This window comes from Kordiimonas sp. UBA4487 (assembly GCF_002389025.1).
Classification (GTDB): Bacteria; Pseudomonadota; Alphaproteobacteria; order Sphingomonadales; family Kordiimonadaceae; genus Kordiimonas; species Kordiimonas lacus.
The window spans coordinates 86,745-113,117 of the sequence record NZ_DGNR01000012.1 but is presented as its reverse complement, the minus strand read 5'-3'; the positions used below and the strand labels follow the sequence as shown (position 1 = coordinate 113,117).

The following is a 26,373-nucleotide window of genomic DNA, read 5'->3' as shown; positions in this document are numbered from 1 at the left end:
AATCCGGGAAATCAAAGCGCTTGTCGCGTGCGTGCCGAAACGCGTCGTGAAATTTCAGCATGGGAAATGCGGCCCAGATTCCTTCTTGCTAAATTCGGACGCCTATCGCACCTTACTGACACTTTTTGTCAGCATGGTGGGGTATGGTGGCCGGTATGAAACGCGCTGACCGACTTTTTCAGATTGTGAATTTCCTGCAGGGCCGCCGCATGGCGGTGACGGCAGAACGCATCGCGGACGAGTTTGATATCTCCATCCGCACCGTTTACCGCGACATTCAGGACCTGATCATCACCGGCGTGCCCATCAACGGCGAGGCCGGCGTGGGCTATATGCTGGACAAAAGCTATTACCTACCGCCCATGACGTTCGATGTGGAGGAACTGGAGGTTCTGATGCTGGGGGCCGCGATGGTCTCCAGCTGGACCGACACGGACATGAGCGTTTCGGCCCAGACGCTGATCCGGAAAGTCAGGAATGCGCTGAGTGAACGTGACCGCGAAACATTTGAAGGCATCGCGCTGTTTGCGCCGCCTTCGCGCGCCCGTCCGCCGTGGAACATCAATTTTTCTGCCATTCGCCGGGCGGTCCGGAAGAAGGAAAAGATCCATTTGGATTATTCGGACGAGCAAGCGCGCTCGACCGAGCGCACCATCCGGCCCCTGTCGCTGGTGTTCGTCGGGCCGGTCTGGATGATGCTGGGCTGGTGCGAGCTCAGGAAAGATTTTCGCCACTTCCGGCTGGACCGGGTCAACCAGGCTACCTTCACCGGTGAATTTTTCGAAGACACCCCAGAGACATCCCTTCAGACCTACCTCGATAGCCTGGGCTACTGCGACGGCCTCAGGCCCTAAGCCACCTTGCGCACAAGGAAGCAGGCAAAGGCCTGCGTACTGCCCCACGGGGTTGTATGTTCTTCGAAACACTCGTTCACGAGCTCATAACCATCCCCCAGCAAATCCATCAGACGCGCGGCGTCATATTGCCGGACCGGCAGGCCGCTGCATTTCTCGGGTCCGCCCACGGCGAAGGTTGCGATGATGGCATGGCCACCGGGCTTGAGGTGGGCATCAAGCGCGCCTCGGTAGCGCGCGCGGTCGTCGGCACTGGTCAGGAAATGCAGCACTGCCCGGTCATGCCACAGATCCACCTTGTGCCCGAGGGACAAGCGGGTCACGTCACCGGGGATGAACTCTACAGCCGCTGCCCGCGCGCCCAGCCGGTCGCGCGTATGCGCCAGGGCTGAGGCCGCCAGGTCCACCAACGTCAGGTCCGAAAAACCGCGATCCAGCAAGCGGTCCGCCAGCACCGATGCCCCGGCGCCCACATCCACGATGGCGGCATCCTCCGGCAGGTGCAGGCCATCGATCAGGCCAAGCGACAGAGCCGGGTCCACCTGATACCAGGACACCGCGTTTGGGGTCTTGGTCTCATAAACATGCTGCCAATGTTGTTCGCGTGAGGTCATGCCGCCAAATACTTCTCAAGACTGTCGAGGCACATATTCCAGCCATTATCGTGACTGGTGCGTGATTCCTCGTTCGGGAAGTGGGTGTGCATGAGCGTCATTTCCGTGCGGTTCGGCGACAGTTCGCGAAACGTCAGCTCAACGATGCTGTCAGTCGCAATATGGCTGTTCCAGGTAAAGACAATGCGGTTATAGCGATTGATTTCCCGATATTCGCCATGCATGTGGGGCTCCGAATTCTCCATATGCATGGTCAGCGACCACTTGCCGCCCACCGTGAAGCTGCTCTCAACCGTGCTGGGCTTCACAGCCTTCTGGTCTGCAAAGAACCAGGCCGACATGATCGTGGGCCTGGACCAGGCATCAAACAGCTGCCGCTTCCCACACGGCATCACGCGCTTCAGCACCAAAGGGTCATTCGTCATCGCTGCCTGCCTCCTTCAAATAGCGTTCCAGCTCATTCAACCGGCCCGACCAGAAGCGCGCATGCATTGCCACATAGCCTGCCACCTGCTTCCAGGCATCGAAGTTCATGTGGCAATAGACCACGCGCCCCTGCCGCGACTTATAGAGAAGCCCGGCGGCTTCCAGGACCGCAATATTCTTCGACGCCGCGCTGGCCTTCAGTCCGGCTTCCTCCGCCAGCATACTGACCGGCCTGGGGCTTTCCGCGAGCATCTCCAGCATCAACCGACGGCGGCGGTCAGCAAGTGCATGAAAAAGCGTGTCGAGCTGTTCTTCATTTTCCATATATGGAAAATATAATAAATTTTATATTCAATCAATTTTATAAAAGCATTATTTTTCAATATTTTATATAATTTATATATTTTCCAATTTTTTCTTTTTACTACATAACTGGGCGCTAGACTCTGGTGGCAGATGATCGCAACAGGAGGATTTTATGGCGAATATCTGTTTAACGTTTGGTACCGAGGCGCGGCAAGACACACTTGCCAACGCCGTCCGCACCCTGCCCGGCCTTGCCGCCTGGTGGACCGATGGCACCAGCGGTGACCCGGATGCGGGCGGCAAAATCGCCTTCCGCTTCGGTGAAGCCGGCGGTTTTGACATGCGGGTCAAGGAAAGTAACGACCACAGTGTGGTGTGGGAATGCACCGGCGGCCCGGACGAATGGCTGGGCACAGGTGTGGAGTTTAAAATTCAGGATGAAGGCACCCACCGCCAGCTGATGTTCCGGCACACGGACTGGGAAGCGGAAACGCCCTTCTTCCATCACTGCTCCATGAAATGGGCGACATTTCTGTTGAGCCTGAAGGCCTATGTGGAAACCGGCAAAGGTCGCCCGTTCCCCAACGACTTGAAAATCGAAGCCACAGGTATGTAGCGAAAACCTGGCATGTAGGCGTAAAAAAAGCCCGGCCAACCAGCCGGGCTTTTCCTTTTCCAGCGCGAGGCTGGCTTATTTCACTTCCCAGGTCTGGCCTGCATACATCAGGTCCTTCAGGGTGGATTTGCCCTTCACGGCCTCAACCTGCCCCAGCACCGCGTCGGTATAGCTGTGGTCCGCCTGCTGGGCATATAGCACACCCATGGCAACCGGCTCGCCCGGGTTCGCACCCAGTTCGCCCAGCATCTGGGCCATGCGGCGGTTGGTCTCGTCGTGGGTCAGGATATCATCTTCCGTGATGCCGTTCTCACCGATCACCACAACCTCAAGGCTGAAGGTGTCCAGGTTGAAGCGGATGCCCTTGTTGCGCTCAGCGCCGAAGATCATCTTCTCGCCATGTTCCACCAGAAGCTGGCGCTCTGGCGCCGCCTTCTTCTCGGTGATGTCAGACCAGGCACTGTCGTTATAGACGATACAGTTCTGCAGGATCTCAACAAAGGACGCGCCCTTGAAGTCATGCGCGCGGGTAAACACGCCCGGCATATGCTTCTGCGCCGTATCCACCGTGCGGGCAATAAAACGCGCACCCGAGCCCAGCGCGAAGCTGATCGGGTTCAGGGACGGGTCCACAGAGCCTGTTGGCGTCGACGGCGAGCGTGTGCCCACATCAGACGTTGGCGAATACTGGCCCTTGGTCAGGCCGTAAATCTTGTTGTTGAACAGAAGAATGTTCAGGTCCACATCGCGGCGAAGCGCGTGCAAGAGGTGGTTACCACCAATCGACAGGCCGTCACCGTCACCGGTGACAACCCACACGTCCAGATCAGGGTTCGCAAGCTTCAGGCCCGTGGCAATCGCGGGCGCACGGCCGTGGATTGTGTGGAACCCGTAGGTGTTCATATAGTAAGGGAAGCGGCTGGAGCAGCCGATGCCCGATACAAACACCGTGTTTTCGCGGGTAACACCCATCTCCGGCAGCGTACGCTGCATGCACTTGAGGATCGCATAGTCACCACAGCCAGGGCACCAACGCACTTCCTGGTCGCTGGTGAAATCCTTGATGGTGAGCTTCTCTTTGGGGGTGCTAAGTTCGTTCATGGCACCTACTCCTACACAGCCAGCTCAGCGCGGATCGCGTCCAGGATTTCCTGGATCTTGAACGGCTGACCTGAAACTTTATTGAACGGCTTGGCGTCGATCAGATACTTGTCGCGCAGCACGGTCTTCAGCTGGCCCGCATTCATTTCCGGCACCAGTATTTTATCATATCCCTTCAAGAGCGTCTCCAGATTCCGTGGGAACGGGCTGATGTAGCGGATATGGATATGGCTGACATTGAGGCCGTCAGCGCGCGCGGCCTTCACCGCTTCGGAGATCGGACCGTAAGTCGACCCCCAGCCCACGACTGCGAGCGTGCCGGTTTCCTCACCCTGGTCCACGTCCTGAAGCGGAATGTCATTTGCAATGCCTTCAACCTTGGCATGGCGCAGGTCCGTCATCTTCTGGTGGTTTTCCGGGTCATAGGAAATATGGCCGGATTTGAAGTCTTTCTCAATGCCGCCGATACGGTGCTCGGTGCCCGACACACCCGGCTTCGGCCAGTGGCGGGCCAGCGTTTGCTCATTGCGCACGAACGGGCTGAATTCTTCTTCGCCCTCAGGCGCCTTGGCGAACTCAACCTTAAACGGCTCAAGCGCGTCCAGGTCTGGCAGCTTCCAGGGCTCTGCGGCGTTGGCGATAAAGCCGTCGGTCAGCAGCATCACAGGCGTCATATATTTGACAGCCAGGCGGCAAGCCTCGATGGCAGTCTCGAAACAGTCACCGGGGGACCGGGTGGCGATCACCGGCAGTGGTGCATCGCCGTTGCGGCCATACACGGCCTGGTAAAGGTCGGATTGCTCTGTCTTCGTTGGCAGGCCGGTGGATGGGCCACCCCGCTGGCTGTTGATCACAACAACCGGCAGTTCCGTGGAAATCGCGAGGCCGAGCGCTTCGCCCTTGAGCGCAATGCCCGGACCGCTTGAGCTGGTAACACCCAGCGCCCCGCCATAGGAGGCGCCAATGGCGGCACAGATGGCGGCAATCTCGTCTTCCGCCTGGAAGGTCACGATGCCCTGCTCTTTCATGGTGGAAAGCGCGTGCAGGATCGGTGATGCCGGCGTGATCGGGTAGGACCCCAGCACGATATCAAGGCCTGCAAGCTCACCGGCCGCGGCAATACCCCAGCTGAGCGCCTGGCTACCGGTAACGGTTTTATACGTGCCCGGCTCGCTATGTACGGTGCCAATCTGGTAGCGCTTGAACGTGGCTGACAGTTCAGCGGTCTCACCAAAGGCGTGACCGGCATTGAGGGCCGCCACGTTGGCGGCTGCTACGTCCGGCAGCTTGGCGAATTTCTTCTCAAGCCAGCTGATGACAGGCTCGCGCTTGCGGCTGAACATCCACAGCATCAGCCCCAGCGTCCACATGTTCTTACACCTGAGCGCTTCCTTGTTGCCAAGGCCCATGTCCTTGACGGCTTCAAGCGTCATCTTGGAAATATCAAGCTCGATCACCTGATAGGTATCAAACTCGTGGCTGCCGATCGGATTTTCTTCATAGCCGGCCTTTTGCAGGTTCCGCTTGTTGAAGGTGCCGGTATCGACAACCAAGAGGCCACCGGGGCGCAAGTTCGTCAGGTTCACCTTCAGGGCCGCCGGGTTCATGGCCACCAGAACGTCGGGGCGGTCGCCCACGGTCTTGATCGCCTTGGCGCCAAAGTTGATCTGGAACGCCGACACGCCGAAGGTGGTGCCAACGGGTGCGCGAATTTCAGCCGGAAAGTCCGGGAAGGTGGAAAGGTCGCTGCCCGAAAGCGCGGTGGATGTTGTGAACTGGCTGCCGGTAAGCTGCATACCGTCACCGCTGTCGCCCGCGAAACGGACAACCGCAGATTCCAGAACCTGAACGTCAGAAGCCATCTAACTTATTCCTCTGTCACGCAGACCTTCGCTTATTCTGGCCCGCTGTCAATACTCGCATATATATGCGCGCAACCAATACACCGCTTCAAGCCCTAAGGCGACGTAATTTTTCTATCATCAGGATGAAATCGATCTATTGTGAGAATTTTATTCTACAATAATTTCGAAATCACCCGATTAATCTGCCCTTGGCGTCCGCATCAGGACAAATTCTTCCGCACTGGATGGATGCACCGCAACCGTGGCGTCGAACTGGGCTTTTGTCAGCCCTGCTTTCACAGCAATTCCGACACCCTGAATGATTTCGGCGGCATCCATGCCAATCATGTGCGCACCAACCACTTTGTCGCTCGCTTTGTCAACGATCAATTTGGTGTATGCGCGCTCTGTCGCACCCCCCAGCGTATGTTTCATCGGCCGGAAGTCTGATTGATATATATCGATTTCGCCAAAAGTCTCGCGCGCCTGTTGTTCCGTCATGCCCACAGTGCCTATTGGCGGCTGGCTGAAAACAGCACTTGGTATAGCGTCATGCTCTGGCGAGGTGGGCGTACCGCCAAAGACCGTCAGGGCAAAGGCGTGGCCTTCCTTGATCGCCACCGGCGTCAGCTGCACCCGGTCTGTCACGTCACCCACTGCATAAATGCTGTCCACCGACGTCTTGCCGTAGGCATCCACCTTGACGGCGCCGTTCTTATCAAGCGCCACGCCCACATCTTCGAGTCCCAGCCCTTTGGTGTTGGGCGTGCGTCCGGTGGCGTACATCACAGCGTCCGCGTCAAGCGTGCTGCCGTCCGTCAGCGTCAGGCGCACACCGGCGTCTGTTTTCTCGATATTGGTCACATTGATATTGGTGCGCAGGTCTACGCCCTTCTTGCGCATCTCGTCGGCCAACCGGTTTCTGAGGTCATCATCAAAGCCGCGCAGAATCTGTTCGCTGCGATACAGCTGGATCACCTCAGACCCCATACCATGGAAGATGCCCGCGAACTCAACCGCGATATAACCACCGCCCACAATCACGATCTTCTTAGGAAATTTTTCCAAATGCAGCGCTTCGTTGGATGTAATGGCATGCTCGATCCCAGGCACGTCCGGCATCTGCGGCCAACCGCCCACCGCCACCAGGATGGTTTTGGCTGTGTAGGTTTTGTCACCAACCCGAACCTCATTGGGGCCTGTCACTACGGCGCGGCCATCAATGATCTCCACACCGGCATTCGACAGCGTCTGGATATAAAGGCCGTTCAGCCGGTCGATCTCCGCGTCCTTGCGGTCGATCAGGGTATTCCAGTCGAAGCTGGTTTCGCCCACTGTCCAGCCGTAGCCTTTGGCGGCTTCGAAATCTTCGGAAAAATGGGAAGCATAGACCAGAAGCTTTTTGGGCACGCAGCCGCGGATCACGCAGGTGCCGCCCACACGGAACTCTTCCGCCACGGCCACACGGGCGCCAAAACCCGCCGCGATACGGCTCGCGCGCACACCGCCTGAGCCCGCGCCGATTACAAAAAGATCATAGTCGAATGTCATACATGCCTCCGGCCCCTGGGGCCCAATACTTGAAATGCTTTCTGGCAATATGGGCACCTGCCATAGGAATCCAAGGCAAAGCACCGGTGCGGGGCATCACAATAATATGATCATGCCCAAGGTCCAGCGCTTATTCGGCTGCCACTTCCGCCGACACCCAGTCAATGAATGTGCCGATCTGGTCAGCGTTGTGGCTGCTGGTCCGGTGATGCAGATAATATTGTCCCCATGGCAGGGAATAGCCGAGCTCCCTGAGCGGCACCAGCTTTCCTTCCGCCATCAGGCTGCCCGCCACGAAATCGTTCGATAGCGCGATGCCGTGCCCAGCCACCGCCGCGCGCGTCGACAAGAGCGCCAGGTTGAAATGCCGGATATCGGGTGCCGCTGGCGTGCGAATACCCTGATGCTGCATCCACAGCGTCCAATCGGCGCCCTCCTCAGTGCTGTAAAGCGGATACTTGAGAAGGGATGCCGGATCAGCCTTGTTGAGTTGTTCGTAAAGATCAGGCGCGCAGACCGGATACCAACTGTCATCCCTGAGCTTTTGCGAGACAAATCCCTCGGGCGCAGGCCAGGCACCAACCAATATGTCATAGTCTGACGCCTCAAACGTGGTAGCCATCACAAAGGTGTCCAGACGAGTATCGATCTCCGGGAACAGCGCATTGAATTCATGCAGGCGCGGCACCAGCCACTCGGACGCCAGCGAGGTCTGGGCCATCAGCTTCAGCGTCGTGCGGTCCTTGCCCACCAGATGGTCCGTCACCGACGCCATGCGCTTGAAGCAGTCGCCAAGCACGGAATAGAAAGTATCGCCCTCATAGGTCAGCGACACATGCTTGCCGCTTCGGGTCAGGAGTTTCTTGCCCAGGAATTCTTCAAGGGCGCGCACCTGATGGCTGACAGCGCTCTGTGTCACGCACAATTCATCGGCCGCGCGGCTGAAGCTAAGGTGGCGGGCAGTGGCTTCAAAAGCCTGCATGGCTTTCAGGGGTGGCAAGCGGTTCATTGGCGACCTCAATAGTGAATAGAATTCATACTAAAGTGAATTACTATCATTTAACTTAATAGGAAAGGCTTCCTACAGTCGCAAACACAAGAACCCATCCGTAAATCGGCAGCGAGGATAATTTATGAGTAGCCCGACTTATGCCATCGAAACCGAGCGCCTGCGCCTCCGAGAGGCCACGCTGGATGACGCAGACTTGGCCCTGCAAATCTATAACAGCCCCGGCTTCATCGAATTCGTGGGCGACCGCGGCCTGCGTACGACTGACGACGCCAAGGCCTACCTGGAAAAGAACCTGCTGGGCAGCTACGCGAAAAACGGTTTCGGCCTTTATATCGTGGAACTGAAGGCAAGCGGCGAACCTGTCGGCATGTGCGGCCTGGTGGACCGACCCGGCCTCGATGCGCCGGACATTGGCTTCACTTTCCTGCCCGACCATATGCGCATGGGCTACGGCTATGAGTCTGCCGCCGCCGTGCTGGACTATGGCCGAAACAAACTGGGCATGACCCGCATCCTCGCGATCGTTGATCCGAAAAACGCCAAATCCATCGGCCTGATCGAAAAGCTGGGCATGGTATTCGACCGCAAAATCCAACTGCCGGGCGACGACGAGCGCATCAGCCAATACACCACCATATAGGAGCAAGCATGCCCCGCTTTATCACCTGCTGGCGCACGATTGCCTGCCTGGTTTGCCTGCTGTTGGCTGTGCCGTCGCAGGCAGAACAGACCGTACAACACGACCCGGTCGTCATTGGGCACGGCTTTGACCTGCAAACCGAGGTCCTTGGCCAGACCCGCCGGATCAACGTCTATCTGCCACCCAGCTATGAAGGCGGAGACAAGGCTTATCCAGTTCTCTATATGCCCGATGGTGGTGTACGTGAGGACTTTATCCATATCGCTGGCATTGCATCCCTTGCTGCAGATTACCGGAAGATCCGGGAGTTCATTCTAGTCGGTGTTGAGAATATCGATCGCTATCATGACCTGTTGCCGCCCTCCGCGACGGAAATCGAATTCGATCGCCTCAAGACGGCAGGTGGCAGCGCCCAGTTCCGCACCTTCCTGAAAGACGAGCTGATCCCTTATGTGAACAGCCATTACCGCACCACCGGCGAACGGGTCCTGATCGGCGAATCCGCCGCGGCCCTGTTCACGGTTGAAACTTTCCTCAAGGACCCTGCCCTGTTCAGCGGTTATATCGCGGTCAGCCCGTCCCTGTGGTGGGATGACCTAGCCTTGGCGAAAGCGGCACCCGCGCTCATTCGCGCCAACCCGGCGCCTGAGGGCACGCACCTGTTCCTGACCATTGGCAACGAAGGTCAGTTTGGTGCAGAAGGCGCGGCCATGCGGGAGGGCACTGACATGCTGGCTGAAGCGCTCCGGGCGGCTAATCCCAAAGGCCTCAACTGGACGTACGCCCCCATGGAACAGGAAAGTCACGGCACCATTTTCCACCCGGCGGCTCTCAAGGCCATCCGGCGGATTTTTGCCACGCCCGAGTAAAAACCTGTCTCCAAACCTGACGGGCCTTGCTGTACGATTTCGAGCGCTTGATTTCGCATGTGCGAGGCCTTATGCTGCACCGCAACATTTCAGGTTTGGAGATTTCAGATGGAATTTAAGGGTAAAACCGCGATTGTGACAGGCGGTGCGTCTGGCCTTGGTCGCGCGACAGTAGAATATTTTGTATCCAAGGGCGCCAACGCCGTGATCCTCGATCTCAATGACGAGATGGGCCATGAGCTGGCGGGCAAGCTGGGCGACGCAGCCACCTACGTGAAAACAGACGTCACCAGCGAAGACGATGTGGCGAATGCTATTGCCACAGCCAAAAGCACCTACGGCAGCGTTGATATCGCCGTCAACTGCGCCGGCATCGGCACCCCGCAGAAGGTGCTGGACCGCGAAGGCAACCGGTTTGGGATGGCCCACTTCAATAAGGTGATCGCCATCAACCTGATCGGCAGCTTCAACGTGCTGGCGCAGGCCGCCGAAGCCATGCAGCATAACGAACCCGGTGAAGACGGCGAGCGCGGCGTGATCATCAACACGGCATCTGTTGCGGCCTATGAGGGCCAGATCGGCCAGGCGGCATACTCAGCCTCCAAGGGCGGCATCGTGGGCATGACGCTGCCGACCGCGCGCGAGTTCGCCCGCCAGGGTGTACGCGTGATGACCATCGCACCAGGCTTCATCCACACGCCACTGTTTGACGGCCTGCCCGAAGCAGCGGTCGAGAGCCTGACGAACCAGGTGGTCTTCCCCAAGCGCCTCGGCAAGCCACAGGAATATGCCAAACTGGCTGGTCATATCGTGGAAAACACCTATCTCAATGGGGAAGTGATCCGCATGGACGCCGCTGCACGGATGGCGCCGAAGTAAGCGGGAGACAATATCAAGGGGGACAATATGGGGCCATTAGCTGGCGTACGCATTCTGGAACTTGTTGGCATCGGGCCAGGCCCGTTTGCTGGCATGATGCTCGCGGACATGGGCGCGGAGGTGATCGCCATCGACCGCCCCGGCACCTCCCCCCTTGACATGAAGGGCGATATCAACCGGCGCGGCAAGCGTTCGATTGCCCTTGACCTTAAAAGCGAGGAAGACCGCAAGATCTTCCTCGCACTCGCGGGAACAGCCGACGCGCTGTTTGAAGGCTTCCGCCCCGGTGTGATGGAAAAGCTGGGCCTCGGGCCAGATGAAGTCCTGAAGGCCAACCCCAGGATCGTCTATGGTCGCATGACCGGCTGGGGCCAAACCGGACCGCTGGCGCACACAGCGGGCCACGACATCAATTATATCGCGCTGTCTGGCGCCCTGCATGCCATGGGGCCAAAAGACGGACCGCCCACCGCCCCCCTTAACCTTGTGGGCGACTATGGCGGCGGCGGCATGATGCTGGCGTTCGGCCTTGTGTGCGGCATCCTTGAGGCCCGTACGTCGGGCAAGGGGCAGGCCATTGATGTCAGCATGGTTGAGGGCTCCTCGGCGCTGATGAGCATCTTCCACACGCTAATGGCCAACTACCGCTGGGCGCCCGCGCGCGGCATCAACCTGCTGGACGGCGGCGCGCATTTCTACGGCACGTTTGAAACCAAGGACGGCAAGTATGCGAGCCTCGGCGCCATTGAGCCCCAGTTCATGCAGGTGTTTGTCGAGCGTGCTGGCCTTGACGAGAGCTGGATGCAGAAGCACCTGAACCCGGGCGAGTGGCCCGCCCTGAAGGAAGAGCTGACGGCGCTGTTCAAGACCAAGACGCTGGACGAGTGGACCGACCTTCTGGGCGGCACGGATGCCTGCTATGCCCCTATCCTGCCCTTCTGGGAAGCGCATGAGCACCCGCATAATGTGGCGCGCGAAAGCTTCATTGAAGTGGACGGCACACGCCAGCCCGCGCCAACACCGAAATTTTCCCGCACGGCACCCGAAGTGCGCCACGGCCCAATCACCAAAGACGCGGACCGCGAGGCCCTCCTCAAGGAACTGGGGCTCTAGTCTTTCAGAAGTTCAAGCCGGACAATGGGTTTCTTGCCGTCCGGCATCTCCATCAGGGGCAGCACCACCTTTTCCAGTCGCCGCGGCGCAATACCTTCGGCGATCAGATATTGATACACCGCGTCCGCGCGCATATTGGCCAACTTGGTCAGTCCCTGCTGGTTGATGGGGGCCTCGCCTTCTACGGGCACCGCAGGCGCCAGATCAAGCCCCGGCACTGCAACGCCATCAATCTGCAGGCGCACTTTGGGACGCTCCTGAAGCGCCTTGGCCAAAGCCGTCAGCCGGGCTTTTTCAAGCGCCGCAAGCTCGGCACTTGATGGGTCAAACCGCACCTTGTCCAGGTCGATATCATCTTTCTTGCCGCCGGGGATCAGTTTGCCGATCAGGCGGAAAGGCGTAGTAATCAGGTTACCGACAAACTTGTTGGTTGCCTGGCGCACAAGGCCGTCCACCCGGAAAGTGGGGTCAAGATATTCACCGTCCACCGGGATTTCCATCGCTACCCGACTGCCCTTATCCTCCAAAAGGTTAAAGGCCCTCTTGAGCGGGATTTCCTCGCCCTCATACGCCGGGTTCCTGTCGCCCCATTCCCAACGGTCAAACAGGAAGCTGTTGGTGCCGTCCAGCTGGCCATCCTCGATATAATAATCGAACTGCAGATAAGCTTCCCCCGCGCTGCTGGCACGGCCAAGCGTGCGGTAGAGGTAAGGCTGCAAGACGGCATGATCCAGCTTGTTGATCTCAAGCGTGAAGGACGCGCTCATGGTGTCGCGGGCTTCAATATAGCCTGCCGTGCGCACAGGGCTGTTCTGGCCCAGATAACCATCGCCCTGGAAACTGAAGGCAAGCGTATCCGCGAGGCGGAAGTCCATGACGATGGCGCCAACGCCGTCAATGGTCACAACAGGCGGTGTGTCGAAGGTCTGGTCTTCGAACACCAGCTTGCCGCCGCTCAGGAGGGCCTGCCGGATTTCAAGCGCAACACCGTCTGTTTCGCCCTCGGCCTCAGCTACACTGTCAGGCCTCGTTGCTCGCACCATCTCTGCCACGCCGCCGCCCAGCGTCAGGCTGTCCACCGACACCTGGTCACGGGCGCGGTCATAGTCGAACCCGGCAGCGCTGGCGTAAGGCACCTGCACCCTGCGCACCAGGCTGTCGGTTGTGGTGGCTGCAAAGTCCGACACATCGAAGTCACCCTGAAGGCGCAGGTCGTCCGTGAAAGTCAAGGTCGCCGGCCCGGTCACCTGACCACCCGTTACCGTCAGGTCATCCAGCGGAATGAAGCCCATGATGGCCTTGAGCGGCACCCGGCTGAGCTCCAGATGCAGCTTTGCAGACAGGGGCGCGCGGCCAATCTCGCCGGTCGCAGTCACCTTGCCGCCGCCGAGCGCAAAGCCGAACTCCTTGAAGCTGATTGCGTGGCCCTCAGCCGTCGCGAACCCGTCCAGCGCCAAGTCCAGCGGCCCAACGGCAATCTCATGCCCCGCATGGTTCTTGAGCGCCAGCTGAAGCCCCTTGGCAGCCAGCTTGTCGATGCGAATATTGGGGCTCTTGCCCGCGCTCGCGCCTTCGGGCGGCCGCAGCATGGCTTCAAGGGAGGTACGGCCGTCCTCGGCGATTGCCATCTGGAGCGCCGGCATGTCCAGCACAACGGACTGCAGATGCAGCTGGCCAGACCACAGGGTGCGCCATGAGATATTGATATGCGCCGCATCCATCTTCAGGACCGGCTTGCCCGTACTGTCAGTAATATCGAGGTCCCGCACCAGAAGCGTCAGGCTAACCGGGTTGAAGGCCACATGGCTGAAGGCCAGGCTGCCGTCAACGCGTTCGGCGAACACCACCCGCACCTTTTTCTGCACGTACCAGGGCACGACAAAAGGTGACGCGAGGACGTAAATCCCGGTCAAGACAAGTAGGATGACGATGAATCGCCGCAAGAATTTTGGCATAGAGCTCCCGATACTTCAGGTTTGCCATTCATATATGGGAAGCTTGGCCCCAGACGCAATAAAAGGCAAAAGAATGCGGCGGTTTTTAGGCTTGTTTCTTGATGCTCTGGAGTGCCGCCAGCGCCCGTTCGCGGCAGGCTTTACGGTCCAGGATCGGCTCAGGATATGTCGCCCCCAGGCTGACGCCCGCCATTTTCAGGACACCTTCAGGCGCCTCGAACGGCTTGTGGATATAATCGTTCGGCATATCGGCAAGCTCGGGCACATAGGTGCGGATATAATCCCCGTCCGGGTCAAACTTTTCGCCCTGGGTGATCGGGTTGAAGATGCGGAAATAAGGCGCGGCATCGGCCCCGCAGCCGGCCACCCACTGCCAACTGGCCGCATTATTGGCTAGGTCCGCGTCCACCAGCGTATCCCAGAACCAGTCTTCGCCCGTACGCCAGTGCCACAGCATATCCTTGACCAGGAAGGACGCCACAATCATGCGCACCCGGTTGTGCATCCAGCCGGTCTGCCATAGCTGGCGCATGCCCGCGTCCACAATGGGAAAGCCGGTGCGGCCCTTCTGCCAGGCCACCACCTTGTCATCCACGCCTTCGCGCCAAGGAAAGTCTTCGAACTGTGCCTTCAGCGGCCTGACCGGCAGCGTGGGGTTATGGAACAACAGGTGCTTTGAGAATTCGCGCCACCCCAGTTCGCGCAGGAACCAGTCGGCGCCTTTGCGGTCTTGCGCTTCTGTCATCATATGCAGCTGGGCTTCGGCCCAAATGCGGCGCGGGCTGATTTCACCGTGGGCCAGATAGGGCGACAGGCGCGAGGTGGCCTCCACGCCCGGCACATCACGCATGGCCTTATAGTCGCGCACGGCCTCCGTCAGAAACTTTGCCAACCTGTCCTGTGCAGCCGCCTCGCCCGGCACCCAGGTGGCGGCGATGGGCTCGGCCCAACGCGCGGGCTTGGGGTCCAGCTTCAGGTCAGACATATCATGGCTTTCGGGCCAAGCGTCCGGCGCGGGGACTTGGTCGGGCGCCCCGAGCGGCGGGGATCCGTCAATCAGCTCCACGGCCCGGCGCCAGAAAGGCGAGAAGACTTCATAAATGCCGCCTGTTTTGGTGCGCACATCTTCAGGCTCCAACAAGAGGTTGCCCGTGAAGCGGCGACAGTCAACGCCACAGGTGGCGCACAGCTGGTGGATTCGCTCCTGCGCGCGCCGCTCCATGGGGCTGTAGGCGCGGGTCATATAGATGGCACTCACCTCGCCCAGCAGGCTTTCAATGATATCGGCCGTATCGCCTGCACGCAGGATCAGCCTGCTGCCCCTGGCTTCCAGGCTCGCGGCCAAACGGGTGAGGCTTTCCTTCAGCCACCAGCGCCGTGCGCCGCCCAGCTTCCAGTCACCCGCCCCGGCGTCATCCAGAATAAACATCGGGATCACGCCAGCGCCAGACGAGCACGCAGACACCAGCGCCGGATGGTCATCCAGGCGAAGGGTGCCGTTCATCAGCAGAAGAATAGGCTTCACGTGTCTATCACTCCAAAAACCGCGGCTTTCGGAGTTGTACGCTAAAGGTCCATCACCCGATCAATATCTTTCGGCAGCGGCTTCTGTTTTTCCATCATCGACACCACAATGAACAGGATCATGGAGGTCAGCATGGCCAGGAAACCGCCGGACATCTTGTAAGGGATTTCAATCTGCCAAAGCTGGATGGCGAAATTGATCGCGAGCGAAGAGGCAATCGCCACAATTGCCCCGCGGGCCGAGGCCCCCTTCCAGTTGAGGCCAATCAGCACCACCGGCACCAATGCCGCCGCGAACGTACCCCAGCCGAAGGCGCCCAAAAGCCCCACAAGCTTGTCCGAATAAAGCGCGATGGATGCGGCCACGACGGAAAGTACAATCGTGGCCGTGCGCGCCCAAAAGAGTTCATTGTTGAGCGACCGGCCCCGGATGGCCTTGGGGATATCGTGGATGATGGCCGCCGCGCCAATATTGAGGAAGCCGTCGGCTGTGGACATGATGGCGGCGAAAAGCCCGGCGAACACGATGCCCGCCAGAAGCGGATGCGCGTAGGTCGACAGGAAGACCGGCGCAGCCTCGTCCGCCGCGCCAAGCGGCAACGCGATATCGCCGATCACCAGCGCCCGCATGATCACGCCGATGGACACCCACAGCATGGCCGCCACCACATAGCCAAGCACGGTCATGGGCAGGATGATCCGGTTGTCCGCCAGGTTACGGTTCATCATCATCTTGGTTGCCACATGGGGTTGGCCGGCGAGGCCAAGGCCAAACAGGAAATACCAGCTGAGGGACGCCATGGTCCCCAGCGTGCCGAACGGCATGATGTCATCGCCGTCATTCGCCAGCATGATATTAGATGCTTCCGCGAAGCCGCCATCGAAAACGCTGGCCGCCGTGATCACCACCAGGGCACCTGCGACAATCATCACAATGCCCTGCACAAGGTCGGTGTAGACCGAGGCCAATATCCCGCCGGTGACGCAGTAGAAGATCAGCACGGCCGAGGAAACCACCACGCTCGCAAGCAAGCTGATGTCCGCGAACATCTCGGTGGCCGACAGGATCGACTGCAGCACCAGCGCCATCGCCAGAATCTGTGTCGCCAGATAGCCGAGCACGCCAAGAAGGATGGTGCCGGCCGTCAACAGACGGGCTGTTTCGCTTCCGTAACGAGCGAACACCACGTCCGGCAGACTCATGGTATCCCTGACTTCCGCCACCATGCGGATGCGCTTGGCTACGAGGTAAAAGCCGGTGGCATAGCCAAGTGCCGAGCATACAGCCATCCAGATGGATGACATGCCCGTGGCATAGACAAGGCCCGGGCCGCCGACGAAGCCGAAGCCCGAAAGCGTGCTTGAGAAGACCGCGAGGCTGACAACCACAGGCCCCAGCCCGCGCCCGGCGACAAAAAAGTCCCCGGCAGATTTGGTGCGGCGCATGGCCCAGATACCGACCCAGATACACAGGCCCATATAGGCGGCCACACAGCTCAGAATGATTGGTTGGCGAAGCTCTTCCATTATGCGTCGCCTCCCTCGGCCTTGATTTCATCCATCAGGTCGTTGAAGGCCTGTTCGTCCTCCGGCGGCAGGAAATAGCGCCGGAAGAAGATCACATAGAAGAGATCAAAGGCGGCGAAGCTGCCCCAGATGCCCCAGAACATCCAGTTGGTAGGCGTCGGGAACCCCATGAAAACAGTTGTTTTGCCGCTGGTGACCCAGAGCTCGTACGTCAGGAACAGGGCAACCCAGGAAAAGATGGCGAAGCCGATACCCAAAAGGAAAAACAACCTGAGCCGATGGTCACGCCGGTGCGCTGCCACTCCCATATAAAGCAACACGCCCGACAGCAGGATCACCGCAATCTGGAAATAGAAAGGGGCGCTGCCCAGCGCTTCAAGCGTAAGCCCCGCATCACCCCCCACAGAAAGGCCAGCGATGGTCTCATGCGGCACGCCGGTGGCATCCGCCGGCGGTTCGCTTAGAAGCACGAAGGCGGTGATGCCGGCAATCACCAGCAACAGCGCGAGAACGACGTGAATCGGCTGAACCGAATTCAGAAACTTCATGGGCGGCCTCCCCTCCGCTTATGCCGCGCGGCGACCGCCGTGCGTGTTGGCTGCGAGCCTAGTGGGCTTTCGCCCAAGCGGTCAAGAGGCCATGGTCACTTTTTTCAACATTTGTTGAAAAAAGTGTTTCTATCAGATGCGCAATTGATCACCTCTTGCTCATCGAAGGGGTTGCGGACCTAACTTGCAGTGGGTACCGTCCCCATCGCTGCCGCGCAAAGGGCAGCAAATCGATCGATGGGGAAAACTATGAAATACACCGTATGCCTTGCGGCCGCACTTGTTATGGCCCTCGGCACAATTGCAAACGCCGAAGTCCGGCGCCATGACAAGCCTGCAGAGGCCTATCAGCCAGAAGAGGCGCCCGGCTATCTCGTGGACATGCGCCATGAGGGTAGCGGCATCCTGGTGGCTCCAAACTGGGTGCTCTCGGTGGCCCACAATATTTTCTACGACTATCATGGCAAAACGCTGACCATCGGCGACAAAGACTATGTGATACAGAAGCTGGTGTTTCACCCGAACTGGCAGGAAATGCCGCCAGAACTCGGACAAGGCGACGCAGCACCCTTGATGAGATTTCTGGCCGGTCGCACCGACCTTGTCTTGATCAAACTATCAGAGAGCGTCGAAGGGCCTGAACCAATTGCCATCTATAACGGCAATGACGAAGTCGCCCATGAAATCACGGTCTACGGCAAAGGAGCCAAAGGCGACGGCATCACAGGCGAACAAATGGAAACCAAGCCCGCCAGGCGCCTGGGATATTTCCGCAATGTGATTGATAAGGCAGATGAAAGCTGGCTGTATTTTGACTTTGACCGGCCAGGACCAGACGCACTGGAACTTGAAGGCACAACCGGTTCTGGCGACAGTGGCGGGCCCTCGGTTGTCGTGATTGACGGCAAACCATACGCTTTCGGCCTCTCAAGCTGGCGCTGGTATGAAGGCGATTTGGCGAACTTCAAAGGCGGCGTGTACGGTATGACGTCGGTGCAGCAGCGCCTTTCCCGATACAGGGACTGGATCGAAGCCACTATCAAGGCAGACGAATAGCAAAAGGCGGGGCGGCCAATGCCGCCCAACTGCTTAGTGCGCGATCACGGCCGTGCGCGCCAGCTCCCGCACCACATCCAGGTGAATTTTGCCGTCGCGGCCGCGTGGGGTAATCCAGCTGCCACCCACTGTGGCCACGTTTTTAAGCGCGCGATATTCAGGTGCTGTGTCGGCGGAAATGCCACCGGTCGGGCAGAAGGTCAGGTCCGGCAACACACTGCCAACAGCCTTCAGGAAGCCCGGGCCACCCGAGAGCGACGCCGGGAAGAATTTGAGCTCTGAAAAACCCCATTCGCGCGCCTGCATGGCTTCACTGAGCGTCGCAACGCCCGGCAGGAAGGCCCAGTCAAGGGCCTTCACGGCCTTGGCAAGTTCTTCTGTAAGCCCCGGGCTGACCCCGAACTCTGCACCCGCATCCATGGCTTTCTTGGCCAGGTCCGGCGTGATCACCGTGCCCGCGCCCACAATGGCGTCCGCCGGCAGGTCCTTCCGGACCGCCGCGATTGCCTCAAGTGCTGTGGGGTGGCGAAGCGTGATCTCCAGAACCTTCAGGCCCTCCTCGAAAATCACGCGGCATACATCCACCGCTTCCTCAGCGCTTTCAAACGCCAGCACTGGAATAACCGGGGAGGTTTCAAGAACTTTCAATACATCTGTCATGGTTTCGACCCTCAGGGGAGTGATGAAAAATTAAATGAACGATCCGCCCTGGCCCGCCGGGCCAACGATGCCGCGAACGCCTGCGAACAGGTTGCGACCGAATGTGTCCAGCACGGTGGGGCCGCTTGACGGCGTGCGGGCATCAAATTCGGCCTCGTCCACCAGTACCAGAAGCTCACCTGTTGTTGCGTCAACGCGGACGATATCTCCGTTTTTCACGCGGGCGATCGCTCCGCCGCTTGCGGCCTCCGGCGTCACATGGATGGCGGCAGGCACCTTGCCCGACGCGCCTGACATGCGCCCGTCTGTCACCAGCGCCACCTTGAAGCCCTTGTCCTGAAGCACACCCAAGCTTGGCGTCAATTTGTGCAGTTCCGGCATGCCGTTGGCCTTGGGGCCCTGATAGCGGATGACGGCAACGAAATCTTTCTCAAGCTCGCCCGCCTTGTAGGCGGTCAAAAGGTCGTCCTGGTCCTCGAACACCACCGCGGGTGCCTCGACAATCAGATGCCGGTCCTTGATGGCGGAGGTTTTCATCACCGCTTCACCCAGCGTGCCCTTGAAGACCGTCAGGCCGCCATGGTGCTGGAACGGGTTGTCGATCTTCCTGAGGATCATGTCGTCGCCCGGCTCATCGGGGGACAGGCGCCACACCGCCTGGTTTTCAACCAGCGCCGGCATTTCGCCGAAGGGTTCAAGCCCCTCACCCAGAATGGTGTGGACGTTCTCGTTCAAAAGGCCACCCGCCAACAGTTCCTTGATCACGAAGGGCGTGCCACCAGCATCCTGGAAGGCGTTCACGTCGGCGGTGCCGTTCGGGTAGACCCGCGCCAAAAGCGGCACGACTTCTGAAAGATCAGAGAAGTCCTGCCAATTGACGATGTAACCTGCAGCGGCCGCGATCGCTACGATATGCAGCGTGTGGTTGGTGGACCCGCCGGTGGCCAGAAGACCGACAATGCCGTTTACCACGGCTTCGGCAGTGACCATTTCAGCAAGACCGATGTTGTTTTTAGCTTCCGCGAGCTTGACCACCTGCTTGGCTGCTGCGGCGTCCAGCTTTTCACGGAGCCCATCGCCCGGGTTGACAAAACTGCTGCCGGGCAGCTGAAGGCCCATCATCTCCAGCATCATCTGGTTGGTGTTGGCGGTGCCATAGAAAGTGCATGTGCCGGGGCTATGGTAGGCCCGGCTTTCGCTTTGCAGCAGCTCCTTCTTGCCCACTTCGCCGCTGGCGAACTGTTGGCGTACTTTGGCCTTCTCGCTGTTGGAGATACCAGTGGGCATGGGCCCCGCGGGCACAAACACGAACGGCAGATGGCCAAACGCCAGCGCGCCAATCAATAGGCCCGGCACGATCTTGTCACAGATGCCGAACAAGAGGCCGCCATCGAACACATTGTGGCACATGGCGATGCCGGTGGCCTGCGCGATCACGTCGCGGCTAAAGAGCGACATTTCCATGCCAGGCTGGCCCTGGGTGACGCCGTCACACATGGCCGGTACGCCGCCCGCCATCTGGGCCACGCCGCCTGCCTGAATCACTGCGTCTTTCACCTGGTCCAGTTTCTGGTGATAAGGCTGGTGGGCCGAAAGCATATCGTTATAGGCGCTGACGATGCCTATATTGACCATGCCCTCTTCCATCAGCTTCTGCTTGTCGGCTTCCGAGCAGGCCGCAATGGCGTGGGCCAGGTTGCCGCAACTGAGGTGCGGGCGCGCCGGACCGGCATCCCGCATGGCCTTCACGCGCGCTTCGTAAGCGGCCCGCGTGTCTTTTGACCGCGCCTTGATGCGTTCGGTTACTTCAAGAAGCTTTGGATGGGTCATGATAGACTCCCGTGGGTAAAAGTGGGGCTGCCCGAAACGTCAGGGCGCCCAGTAAACTGTGATTGCGACATTCTCTGCCAGGCGGGCGATCGGCAGGTGGGTATCCACTTCAAGCGCGCGCTCAAGTACCGCTTTTTTCTCATCGCCCGTGATCATCAGCACCACGTGCGGCGCCTTGGCAATCGCGGCAGCGGAAATGCTCATGCGGTCGACCTCGTCGCCCGTCACATCGCTCTTTTTCGCAGTCAGGGCCACGCATGTCTTGTCGCCCGTGATGTCCAGCGCGGCTTCAAGCCCTTCCGCGTCCGGGAAGAAAGACGCCGTATGGCCGTCTGACCCCAGACCCAGCAGCACGCTGTCGAACGGCTGCTTCACCTGGGCGTAGCGTTCATTCACCGCAACCACCGCATCAAACGGCGTATCGTGCGGGGTTTTCATGCCAATGAACATGGCCTCCGCGGCCTCGCCTTTCTGAAGCGCCCCGAGCATAAAGGCCTCGTTCGAGCGCGGGTGATCAGTGTCCACCCAGCGCTCGTCAACCAGCGCCACCTGAATGTTTTCCCAGTCGATCTCGGCCTCACTCATGGCCTCAAACAAAGGCTTGGGTGTGGACCCGCCAGACACCGCCCAGCTGGCGGTGCCGCGTTTCCTGATACCGCGCATAAGCGCTTCGCAGCAGGCTTCCGTCAATTCGTCAACCATCTGCTCGCGCGTCTCAAAGGTGCGCCATTCAATTTTGTGGGCCTCTGTCATCGCGTCGCTCACTTGCCGCTTCGCTTGCCGCTGGTTTCATGGAACCATTCGCGGCGATCGCGGGTCATCAGGTCATGGGCTTCATATGGCCCCCAGGTCCCGGCCTGATAGCTTTCAGGCGGCTCGGCAGATGCTTCCCAGTGGCCGATGATCCGGTCCACCCAGCGCCAGGCGTGCTCTACCTCATCGCGGTGCACAAAGAGGCTCTGGTCACCGCGCACGGCATCCAGGATCAGGCGCAGATACGGCCCAAGTCGCAGATGATCGTCGCCTGTCACGTCCAGGTTCATCTCCACTTCCTTCAGCTTCTCGTCGGCGGAAGAGTGGTTCTTCACCATCATCCGAAGCGCCAGATGGTCTTCCGGCTGCATGCGGATAATAAAACGGTTGGGGCTGATATTGGTTCCCCAGCCCGGGTGCGGCGAATGCGGGATCTGCTTGAACTGGATCACAATCTCGGCGAACCGGTCCGGCAGGCGCTTACCGGTGCGCAGGTAAAAGGGCACCCCGGCCCAGCGCCAGTTCTCGATGTGCGCCTTCAGGGCCACGAATGTTTCCGTGTTGGACGGGCTCTCGAGCTCCACGTCCTCGGCGTAACCGGGCACAGCCTCGCCGAACATGGCGCCGGACTGATACTGGCCGCGCACCACATTGCGGTCGATGTCCGCACCCTCAAGCTTCTTGAGCGACTTCAGGACCTTCAGCTTCTCCTCGCGGATGCTGTCGGCTTCCAGGCGGGCTGGCGGCTCCATCGCCACAAGACACAGCAGCTGCAGCAAATGGTTCTGCACCATGTCGCGCATGGCACCCGTGCCTTCATAAAAGCCCTTGCGGCCCTGAACGCCCTGGTTTTCCGCAATGGTGATCTGGATATGGTCGATGGTGCGGCCGCTCCAGAGTTCCTCGAACAGGATGTTGGAGAAACGGAGCGCCAGAAGGTTCTGCACCGCTTCCTTACCCAGATAGTGGTCAATCCGGAACGTCTGGTTTTCCGGGAAGAAACGCCCGACATCCTCATTGATCGCCCGGGCGCTCTCAAGGTCATGGCCCAGCGGCTTTTCAAGCACCACGCGGGCACGCGGGCCGTTAAGCCCATAGGCACCCAACAACTCACAGGTTGATGTGAACAGGCTTGGGGGAATCGCCAGGAAATGCACCAGCGGGCGGGTTTCGTCGTCGGTTTTCAGCGCCTCCTTCAGCGCTTCCCAGTCCGCGCCGCCGTCAACCAGGCCAAGCTCTATGACCCGAACCATGCCTGCGAATTCCTTGAGCGACTTGGCGTCCATCTCGCACGCTGGAGGCGTTTCCTTGAACACATCCTTCAGCCATGGCTCGGTGCTGCCATCAAGACCCTTCCGACTGGTCAGATAGATGCGACTGTCTTTCGACACGCGCCCCGCCACAAAACCGGAATAGAGAGCCGGCAGCAGCTTCCTCCGCGACAGGTCGCCGCCACCACCGAAAATGACCAAATCGAACACATCTTGCATGGTTTTCTTCCCAAAAATTACTTGCCTCGGACCCTACGCTCAATTGACAGCGGTGTCAAATTCAAAAGACAATTCATTGGTACTGTTATTTTTATCGTTGTATTTCAATTATTTAGTAAATTTATAAGCATCTAAATACATTTTTGGTATTTAATTGGTATTATATCCATGATACCACAGAGGCCAGACGCAAGCCCACCAGCCTTCAGGGAACAAGACCGCATGCAGCTTTCAGACGTTATCGGCAAACTGGACACTTCAACGGCGCTGCCCAAGTATCAGCAGCTGTCGCGCGCGATTGAGCGCGCCATCGAGCAGGGCGCCCTGCCGAAGGGGGATGCGCTCCCGGCCGAACGCGATATCGCCACCGATATGGCGGTGTCGCGAATCACAGTCAGGAAAGCGCTGGACGGCCTGGTGGAAAACGGCCTTCTTGACCGCAGGCGCGGCGCAGGCACCTTCATTGCCGGCCGGGTTGAAAAGCCCTTCTCGCGCCTATCCAGCTTCTCGGAAGACATGGCGGGTCGCGGCTGGAAAGCCCGCAGCGAATGGATCGACCGCTCACAAGGCATCATCACCCCTGAGGAAAGCCTGAGCCTCGGCCTGGGCCCTGGCACCAAGGTGCACCGCTTTACCCGCATCCGCTATGCCGACGACACGCCCATGGCGCTGGAGACCGCCATCGTGCCCTCCTTCGCGCTGGCGGGTGCCGGACCGGTGGAAGGGTCCCTTTATACGGCGCTTGAAGAAACAGGCTGCCGCCCAGTGCGCGCGTTGCAGCGCCTGCGCGCCGTCAAGTTCAACACAGAGCAAGCAGCCCGGTTAGGCGTTTCGGAAGGCGACGCCGGGCTCTTTATCGAACGCCGCGGTTTCCTCGCTAACGGGACAACCGTGGAACTGACGCAATCCTATTACCGCGGCGACGCCTATGACTTTGTCGCTGAACTGCATGCGTGAGGCACGCCGTGAGTAAGGAGTATGAAGACATGACCACCATGACAAAACTGCTGCCAGAGGACACGTTGATGTTCTCAGAGGCCGGCAGCGCCAGCGCTGTTGTCCAGAAACAACTGACGGAAAATGCCTTGGTCGCGAAAGAGCTGGGCAAAAAGCTTCGCAACCTGAAGCCTTCCGCCGTGGTGACCTGCGCGCGCGGCAGCTCGGACCACGCGGCCACCTACGCCAAATATGTGATCGAGACCAAAGCCGGGCTGCTGGTGTCATCAGCTGCACCCAGCGTGAGCTCAGTATACGCCGCCACGCAGATGCTTGAAGGCACGCTTTTCATCGCCATCAGCCAGTCGGGCGCCAGCCCTGACCTTGTGCGCACCGCAGATGCCGCCCGGCAGGCGGGTGCATTTGTGGTGGCCATTGTCAATGTGACCAGCTCCCCCCTCGCCGCTATTGCAGACGTGGTTTTGCCCATGCATGCGGGCCCGGAGAAAAGCGTGGCCGCCACCAAAACCTATATCGCCAGCCTGACGGCGATCCTGCAGCTGGTGGCGCACTGGACGGAAGACGGTGAGCTTCTGACCGCGCTTGAGACCCTGCCGCTGAACCTGAGCGCCGCCTGGGCGTGCGACTGGGCACCCGCTGCCGCCAAGCTGCTGGACGCCCGGAACTTTTTCGTGGTTGGCCGGGGCGTGGGCTTTGGCGTGGCGCAGGAAGCCGCGCTCAAATTCAAGGAAACCTGCGGCCTGCACGCGGAAGCCTATTCGGCCGCCGAAGTGAAGCACGGCCCGATGGCCATCGTGAATGCGGGCTTCCCCGTGCTGGTGATGAGCCAAAGCGACGAAACGCGCGACGGCATTCAGGCCCTGGTGAAGGATTTCGCCGCGCGCGACGCCGTTGTGATGACAGCAGGCGCGGGCCTTGAAGGCGGCATCAGCCTGCCTGTGGTCAGGGGCGCGCATGCCTTCGTTGAACCGATCCTGATGATCCAGAGCTTCTACCGCATGGCCAACGGCCTGTCGGTGGCGCGCGGCTATCACCCGGACGAACCACCGCATCTCAATAAAGTGACGGAGACCGTGTGATGCGGACCGCGCTCAAGGGCGGCGATATCCTGGTCTCGAACCTGTGGCACAAGGGCGCCACGGCACTCATTGAGGATGGCCGCATTCTGGCTGTCCTCAAGCCGGGCGAACCGTTTGACACCGATGAGGTATTTGACATCACCGGGCACAAGCTGGTGCCCGGTTTTATCGACACCCAGGTAAACGGTGGTGGCGGCGTGCTGCTGAACGACGCGCCAACGGTTGAGGGCATCCGCAAAATCGCCGAAGCCCACCGCGCCTATGGCACCACGAGCATGCTGCCCACCCTGATCAGCGATGATCTGAATGTGGTGGCCCAAGCCATTGAGGCCGTGGACGCAGCGATTGAGGTTGGCGTACCGGGCATCATCGGCATCCATATCGAAGGCCCGTTCCTGAGCGGCGCGCGCAAGGGCATCCATGATGCCGACAAATTCCGCACGCTGGACGCAGACGCCGTCAAGCTGCTTTCAAGCCTCAAGTTTGGGAAGACGTTGGTGACGCTGGCACCCGAGTGCACGACACCTGACATGGTCAGGCGCCTTGTGGGCGCAGGCGTGATTGTGGCCGCCGGGCACACGGCGGCGAGCTATGAGGAAACCATGGCCGCGATCAAGGCAGGCCTCACGGGCTTCACCCACCTTCATAACGCCATGACGCCGATGACAAGCCGCGCGCCGGGTGTGGTGGGTGCGGCGCTCGACAGCCGCATGACGTTCGCCGGCATCATCGCAGATGGCTTCCATGTACACGGCGCCAGCCTGCGCACGGCCCTTTACGCCAAGGGCGCCGACCAGCTGATGCTGGTGACCGACGCCATGCCCAGCGTGGGGGCCAAGGAAAAGAATTTCACCCTGCAGGGGCTGCCGATCACAGTCGAGAACGGCCGCTGCACGGGGCCAGACGGCACGCTGGCAGGGTCTGACCTTGATATGGCGTCAGCCGTGCGCAACGCCGTGGCACTGATGGGGGTGCCACTCGATACCGCCAGCCGCATGGCATCAAGAAGCCCCGCCCGCTTTCTGGGGCTGGAGCATGAGATAGGGGACATCCGCGCAGGCATGAGGGCCGACCTATGCGTGCTGGATGGGGAAGACCAGGTCACAGAGGTCTGGATCGGTGGCGAGCGCCATACCGGCGTCGCCCACAAGGGATAAGTTGGAGGAAAA

The 26,373-nt window shown here is 59.7% G+C and carries 25 protein-coding genes; 10 read left to right on the top strand and 15 right to left on the bottom strand.

Going from position 1 to position 26,373, the window contains the following annotated elements; genetic code table 11:
- The first annotated feature begins 155 nt into the window (after nucleotides 1-155).
- Nucleotides 156-854 carry a helix-turn-helix transcriptional regulator gene (locus tag B3Z17_RS09995; RefSeq protein WP_286829672.1) on the top strand — a complete coding sequence of 233 codons (699 nt, stop codon included), beginning with the start codon at nucleotides 156-158 and terminating at the stop codon, nucleotides 852-854.
- Here the strand turns inward: B3Z17_RS09995 and B3Z17_RS09990 are convergent.
- The 3 genes from B3Z17_RS09990 to B3Z17_RS09980 are packed head-to-tail and all read right to left on the bottom strand — an operon-like array spanning nucleotide 851 to nucleotide 2,218.
- On the bottom strand, nucleotides 851-1,468 hold the full coding sequence (locus B3Z17_RS09990; protein WP_286829671.1) for a class I SAM-dependent methyltransferase: 618 nt from the start codon (nucleotides 1,466-1,468) through the stop codon (nucleotides 851-853). The two genes, B3Z17_RS09995 and B3Z17_RS09990, sit on opposite strands and share 4 nt — an antisense overlap.
- The gene (locus tag B3Z17_RS09985; protein WP_068304465.1) at nucleotides 1,465-1,893 is read right to left on the bottom strand and encodes an SRPBCC family protein; all 429 of its coding nucleotides are present in this window, start codon (nucleotides 1,891-1,893) and stop codon (nucleotides 1,465-1,467) included. Before B3Z17_RS09985 ends, B3Z17_RS09990 begins: the two co-directional genes overlap by 4 nt.
- Nucleotides 1,883-2,218, bottom strand: a complete 336-nt coding sequence (locus tag B3Z17_RS09980; protein WP_286829670.1) for an ArsR/SmtB family transcription factor — start codon at nucleotides 2,216-2,218, stop codon at nucleotides 1,883-1,885. The genes B3Z17_RS09985 and B3Z17_RS09980 overlap by 11 nt, the downstream gene beginning before the upstream one ends.
- 154 nt (nucleotides 2,219-2,372) lie before the next feature.
- On the opposite strand from B3Z17_RS09980, the gene B3Z17_RS09975 reads away from it, so the two are divergent.
- Complete coding sequence (locus tag B3Z17_RS09975; protein WP_286829669.1) at nucleotides 2,373-2,816, top strand: SRPBCC family protein; 444 nt, start codon at nucleotides 2,373-2,375, stop codon at nucleotides 2,814-2,816.
- A 75-nt stretch (nucleotides 2,817-2,891) separates the two neighbouring features.
- Here B3Z17_RS09975 and B3Z17_RS09970 read toward each other — a convergent pair whose 3' ends face one another.
- The 4 genes from B3Z17_RS09970 to B3Z17_RS09955 form a co-directional block, all read right to left on the bottom strand.
- The gene (locus B3Z17_RS09970) at nucleotides 2,892-3,917 is read right to left on the bottom strand and encodes a 2-oxoacid:ferredoxin oxidoreductase subunit beta (RefSeq protein WP_286829668.1); all 1,026 of its coding nucleotides are present in this window, start codon (nucleotides 3,915-3,917) and stop codon (nucleotides 2,892-2,894) included.
- A gap of 11 nt (nucleotides 3,918-3,928) precedes the next feature.
- Nucleotides 3,929-5,779 carry a 2-oxoacid:acceptor oxidoreductase subunit alpha gene (locus tag B3Z17_RS09965; RefSeq protein WP_286829667.1) on the bottom strand — a complete coding sequence of 617 codons (1,851 nt, stop codon included), beginning with the start codon at nucleotides 5,777-5,779 and terminating at the stop codon, nucleotides 3,929-3,931.
- A 180-nt stretch (nucleotides 5,780-5,959) separates the two neighbouring features.
- A complete protein-coding gene (gene gor / locus B3Z17_RS09960) occupies nucleotides 5,960-7,312 on the bottom strand; it encodes a glutathione-disulfide reductase (protein ID WP_286829666.1) in 1,353 nt (450 codons plus the stop codon).
- A 130-nt stretch (nucleotides 7,313-7,442) separates the two neighbouring features.
- Nucleotides 7,443-8,321, bottom strand: a complete 879-nt coding sequence (locus B3Z17_RS09955; RefSeq protein ID WP_286829665.1) for a LysR substrate-binding domain-containing protein — start codon at nucleotides 8,319-8,321, stop codon at nucleotides 7,443-7,445.
- Nucleotides 8,322-8,445: 124 nt separating this feature from the next.
- On the opposite strand from B3Z17_RS09955, the gene B3Z17_RS09950 reads away from it, so the two are divergent.
- From B3Z17_RS09950 to B3Z17_RS09935, 4 genes are all read left to right on the top strand, one after another.
- Nucleotides 8,446-8,964, top strand: coding sequence for a GNAT family N-acetyltransferase (locus tag B3Z17_RS09950; RefSeq protein WP_286829664.1), 519 nt, complete (start codon nucleotides 8,446-8,448; stop codon nucleotides 8,962-8,964).
- An 8-nt stretch (nucleotides 8,965-8,972) separates the two neighbouring features.
- Complete coding sequence (locus tag B3Z17_RS09945; RefSeq protein ID WP_286829663.1) at nucleotides 8,973-9,833, top strand: alpha/beta hydrolase; 861 nt, start codon at nucleotides 8,973-8,975, stop codon at nucleotides 9,831-9,833.
- 108 nt (nucleotides 9,834-9,941) lie between these two features.
- Nucleotides 9,942-10,712, top strand: coding sequence for a 3-hydroxyacyl-CoA dehydrogenase (locus tag B3Z17_RS09940; protein WP_286829662.1), 771 nt, complete (start codon nucleotides 9,942-9,944; stop codon nucleotides 10,710-10,712).
- Nucleotides 10,713-10,739: 27 nt separating this feature from the next.
- The gene (locus tag B3Z17_RS09935; protein ID WP_286829661.1) at nucleotides 10,740-11,825 is read left to right on the top strand and encodes a CaiB/BaiF CoA transferase family protein; all 1,086 of its coding nucleotides are present in this window, start codon (nucleotides 10,740-10,742) and stop codon (nucleotides 11,823-11,825) included.
- Here the strand turns inward: B3Z17_RS09935 and B3Z17_RS09930 are convergent.
- The 4 genes from B3Z17_RS09930 to B3Z17_RS09915 form a co-directional block, all read right to left on the bottom strand.
- Nucleotides 11,822-13,780, bottom strand: coding sequence for a DUF748 domain-containing protein (locus tag B3Z17_RS09930; RefSeq protein WP_286829660.1), 1,959 nt, complete (start codon nucleotides 13,778-13,780; stop codon nucleotides 11,822-11,824). The two genes, B3Z17_RS09935 and B3Z17_RS09930, sit on opposite strands and share 4 nt — an antisense overlap.
- 85 nt (nucleotides 13,781-13,865) lie before the next feature.
- Entirely contained in the window at nucleotides 13,866-15,305 is a 1,440-nt protein-coding gene (locus B3Z17_RS09925; RefSeq protein WP_286829659.1) for a cryptochrome/photolyase family protein, read from the bottom strand.
- 41 nt (nucleotides 15,306-15,346) lie between these two features.
- On the bottom strand, nucleotides 15,347-16,831 hold the full coding sequence (locus B3Z17_RS09920; RefSeq protein WP_286829658.1) for a sodium:solute symporter family transporter: 1,485 nt from the start codon (nucleotides 16,829-16,831) through the stop codon (nucleotides 15,347-15,349).
- Nucleotides 16,831-17,379, bottom strand: a complete 549-nt coding sequence (locus B3Z17_RS09915; protein WP_286829657.1) for a hypothetical protein — start codon at nucleotides 17,377-17,379, stop codon at nucleotides 16,831-16,833. The genes B3Z17_RS09920 and B3Z17_RS09915 overlap by 1 nt, the downstream gene beginning before the upstream one ends.
- 249 nt (nucleotides 17,380-17,628) lie before the next feature.
- Between B3Z17_RS09915 and B3Z17_RS09910 the strand changes: the two genes are divergently transcribed.
- The gene (locus B3Z17_RS09910) at nucleotides 17,629-18,435 is read left to right on the top strand and encodes a trypsin-like serine protease (protein WP_286829656.1); all 807 of its coding nucleotides are present in this window, start codon (nucleotides 17,629-17,631) and stop codon (nucleotides 18,433-18,435) included.
- A gap of 33 nt (nucleotides 18,436-18,468) precedes the next feature.
- Here B3Z17_RS09910 and B3Z17_RS09905 read toward each other — a convergent pair whose 3' ends face one another.
- From B3Z17_RS09905 to zwf, 4 genes are read right to left on the bottom strand one after another with little or no spacing between them, the layout of a single operon-like run.
- Nucleotides 18,469-19,095 carry a bifunctional 4-hydroxy-2-oxoglutarate aldolase/2-dehydro-3-deoxy-phosphogluconate aldolase gene (locus tag B3Z17_RS09905; protein ID WP_286829655.1) on the bottom strand — a complete coding sequence of 209 codons (627 nt, stop codon included), beginning with the start codon at nucleotides 19,093-19,095 and terminating at the stop codon, nucleotides 18,469-18,471.
- 30 nt (nucleotides 19,096-19,125) lie between these two features.
- Complete coding sequence (gene edd, locus B3Z17_RS09900) at nucleotides 19,126-20,925, bottom strand: phosphogluconate dehydratase (RefSeq protein WP_286829654.1); 1,800 nt, start codon at nucleotides 20,923-20,925, stop codon at nucleotides 19,126-19,128.
- 39 nt (nucleotides 20,926-20,964) lie between these two features.
- Nucleotides 20,965-21,690 (bottom strand): 6-phosphogluconolactonase, encoded by a 726-nt coding sequence (pgl, locus tag B3Z17_RS09895; protein ID WP_286829653.1) that lies wholly within the window; start codon nucleotides 21,688-21,690, stop codon nucleotides 20,965-20,967.
- Complete coding sequence (gene zwf, locus B3Z17_RS09890; protein WP_286829652.1) at nucleotides 21,687-23,168, bottom strand: glucose-6-phosphate dehydrogenase; 1,482 nt, start codon at nucleotides 23,166-23,168, stop codon at nucleotides 21,687-21,689. The genes pgl and zwf overlap by 4 nt, the downstream gene beginning before the upstream one ends.
- Before the next feature lie 222 nt (nucleotides 23,169-23,390).
- On the opposite strand from zwf, the gene B3Z17_RS09885 reads away from it, so the two are divergent.
- Genes B3Z17_RS09885 through nagA form a run of 3 tightly spaced genes read left to right on the top strand, consistent with a single transcriptional unit; the run spans nucleotide 23,391 to nucleotide 26,361 of the window.
- Nucleotides 23,391-24,125, top strand: a complete 735-nt coding sequence (locus B3Z17_RS09885) for a GntR family transcriptional regulator (protein ID WP_068304504.1) — start codon at nucleotides 23,391-23,393, stop codon at nucleotides 24,123-24,125.
- 29 nt (nucleotides 24,126-24,154) lie between these two features.
- Entirely contained in the window at nucleotides 24,155-25,204 is a 1,050-nt protein-coding gene (locus B3Z17_RS09880; RefSeq protein WP_349680321.1) for an SIS domain-containing protein, read from the top strand.
- Nucleotides 25,204-26,361, top strand: a complete 1,158-nt coding sequence (nagA, locus tag B3Z17_RS09875) for an N-acetylglucosamine-6-phosphate deacetylase (protein ID WP_286829650.1) — start codon at nucleotides 25,204-25,206, stop codon at nucleotides 26,359-26,361. The genes B3Z17_RS09880 and nagA overlap by 1 nt, the downstream gene beginning before the upstream one ends.
- The last annotated feature ends 12 nt before the right edge of the window (nucleotides 26,362-26,373 follow it).

What these genes read in the sequence shown, in the direction of transcription:
- B3Z17_RS09995 (WP_286829672.1), top strand. Translation starts at nt 156, where the DNA reads ATGAAACGCGCTGACCGACTTTTTCAGATTGTGAATTTCCTGCAGGGC.
- B3Z17_RS09990 (WP_286829671.1), bottom strand. Translation starts at nt 1,468, where the DNA reads ATGACCTCACGCGAACAACATTGGCAGCATGTTTATGAGACCAAGACC.
- B3Z17_RS09985 (WP_068304465.1), bottom strand. Translation starts at nt 1,893, where the DNA reads ATGACGAATGACCCTTTGGTGCTGAAGCGCGTGATGCCGTGTGGGAAG.
- B3Z17_RS09980 (WP_286829670.1), bottom strand. Translation starts at nt 2,218, where the DNA reads ATGGAAAATGAAGAACAGCTCGACACGCTTTTTCATGCACTTGCTGAC.
- B3Z17_RS09975 (WP_286829669.1), top strand. Translation starts at nt 2,373, where the DNA reads ATGGCGAATATCTGTTTAACGTTTGGTACCGAGGCGCGGCAAGACACA.
- B3Z17_RS09970 (WP_286829668.1), bottom strand. Translation starts at nt 3,917, where the DNA reads ATGAACGAACTTAGCACCCCCAAAGAGAAGCTCACCATCAAGGATTTC.
- B3Z17_RS09965 (WP_286829667.1), bottom strand. Translation starts at nt 5,779, where the DNA reads ATGGCTTCTGACGTTCAGGTTCTGGAATCTGCGGTTGTCCGTTTCGCG.
- gor (WP_286829666.1), bottom strand. Translation starts at nt 7,312, where the DNA reads ATGACATTCGACTATGATCTTTTTGTAATCGGCGCGGGCTCAGGCGGT.
- B3Z17_RS09955 (WP_286829665.1), bottom strand. Translation starts at nt 8,321, where the DNA reads ATGAACCGCTTGCCACCCCTGAAAGCCATGCAGGCTTTTGAAGCCACT.
- B3Z17_RS09950 (WP_286829664.1), top strand. Translation starts at nt 8,446, where the DNA reads ATGAGTAGCCCGACTTATGCCATCGAAACCGAGCGCCTGCGCCTCCGA.
- B3Z17_RS09945 (WP_286829663.1), top strand. Translation starts at nt 8,973, where the DNA reads ATGCCCCGCTTTATCACCTGCTGGCGCACGATTGCCTGCCTGGTTTGC.
- B3Z17_RS09940 (WP_286829662.1), top strand. Translation starts at nt 9,942, where the DNA reads ATGGAATTTAAGGGTAAAACCGCGATTGTGACAGGCGGTGCGTCTGGC.
- B3Z17_RS09935 (WP_286829661.1), top strand. Translation starts at nt 10,740, where the DNA reads ATGGGGCCATTAGCTGGCGTACGCATTCTGGAACTTGTTGGCATCGGG.
- B3Z17_RS09930 (WP_286829660.1), bottom strand. Translation starts at nt 13,780, where the DNA reads ATGCCAAAATTCTTGCGGCGATTCATCGTCATCCTACTTGTCTTGACC.
- B3Z17_RS09920 (WP_286829658.1), bottom strand. Translation starts at nt 16,831, where the DNA reads ATGGAAGAGCTTCGCCAACCAATCATTCTGAGCTGTGTGGCCGCCTAT.
- B3Z17_RS09915 (WP_286829657.1), bottom strand. Translation starts at nt 17,379, where the DNA reads ATGAAGTTTCTGAATTCGGTTCAGCCGATTCACGTCGTTCTCGCGCTG.
- B3Z17_RS09910 (WP_286829656.1), top strand. Translation starts at nt 17,629, where the DNA reads ATGAAATACACCGTATGCCTTGCGGCCGCACTTGTTATGGCCCTCGGC.
- B3Z17_RS09905 (WP_286829655.1), bottom strand. Translation starts at nt 19,095, where the DNA reads ATGACAGATGTATTGAAAGTTCTTGAAACCTCCCCGGTTATTCCAGTG.
- edd (WP_286829654.1), bottom strand. Translation starts at nt 20,925, where the DNA reads ATGACCCATCCAAAGCTTCTTGAAGTAACCGAACGCATCAAGGCGCGG.
- zwf (WP_286829652.1), bottom strand. Translation starts at nt 23,168, where the DNA reads ATGCAAGATGTGTTCGATTTGGTCATTTTCGGTGGTGGCGGCGACCTG.
- B3Z17_RS09885 (WP_068304504.1), top strand. Translation starts at nt 23,391, where the DNA reads ATGCAGCTTTCAGACGTTATCGGCAAACTGGACACTTCAACGGCGCTG.
- B3Z17_RS09880 (WP_349680321.1), top strand. Translation starts at nt 24,155, where the DNA reads ATGACCACCATGACAAAACTGCTGCCAGAGGACACGTTGATGTTCTCA.
- nagA (WP_286829650.1), top strand. Translation starts at nt 25,204, where the DNA reads ATGCGGACCGCGCTCAAGGGCGGCGATATCCTGGTCTCGAACCTGTGG.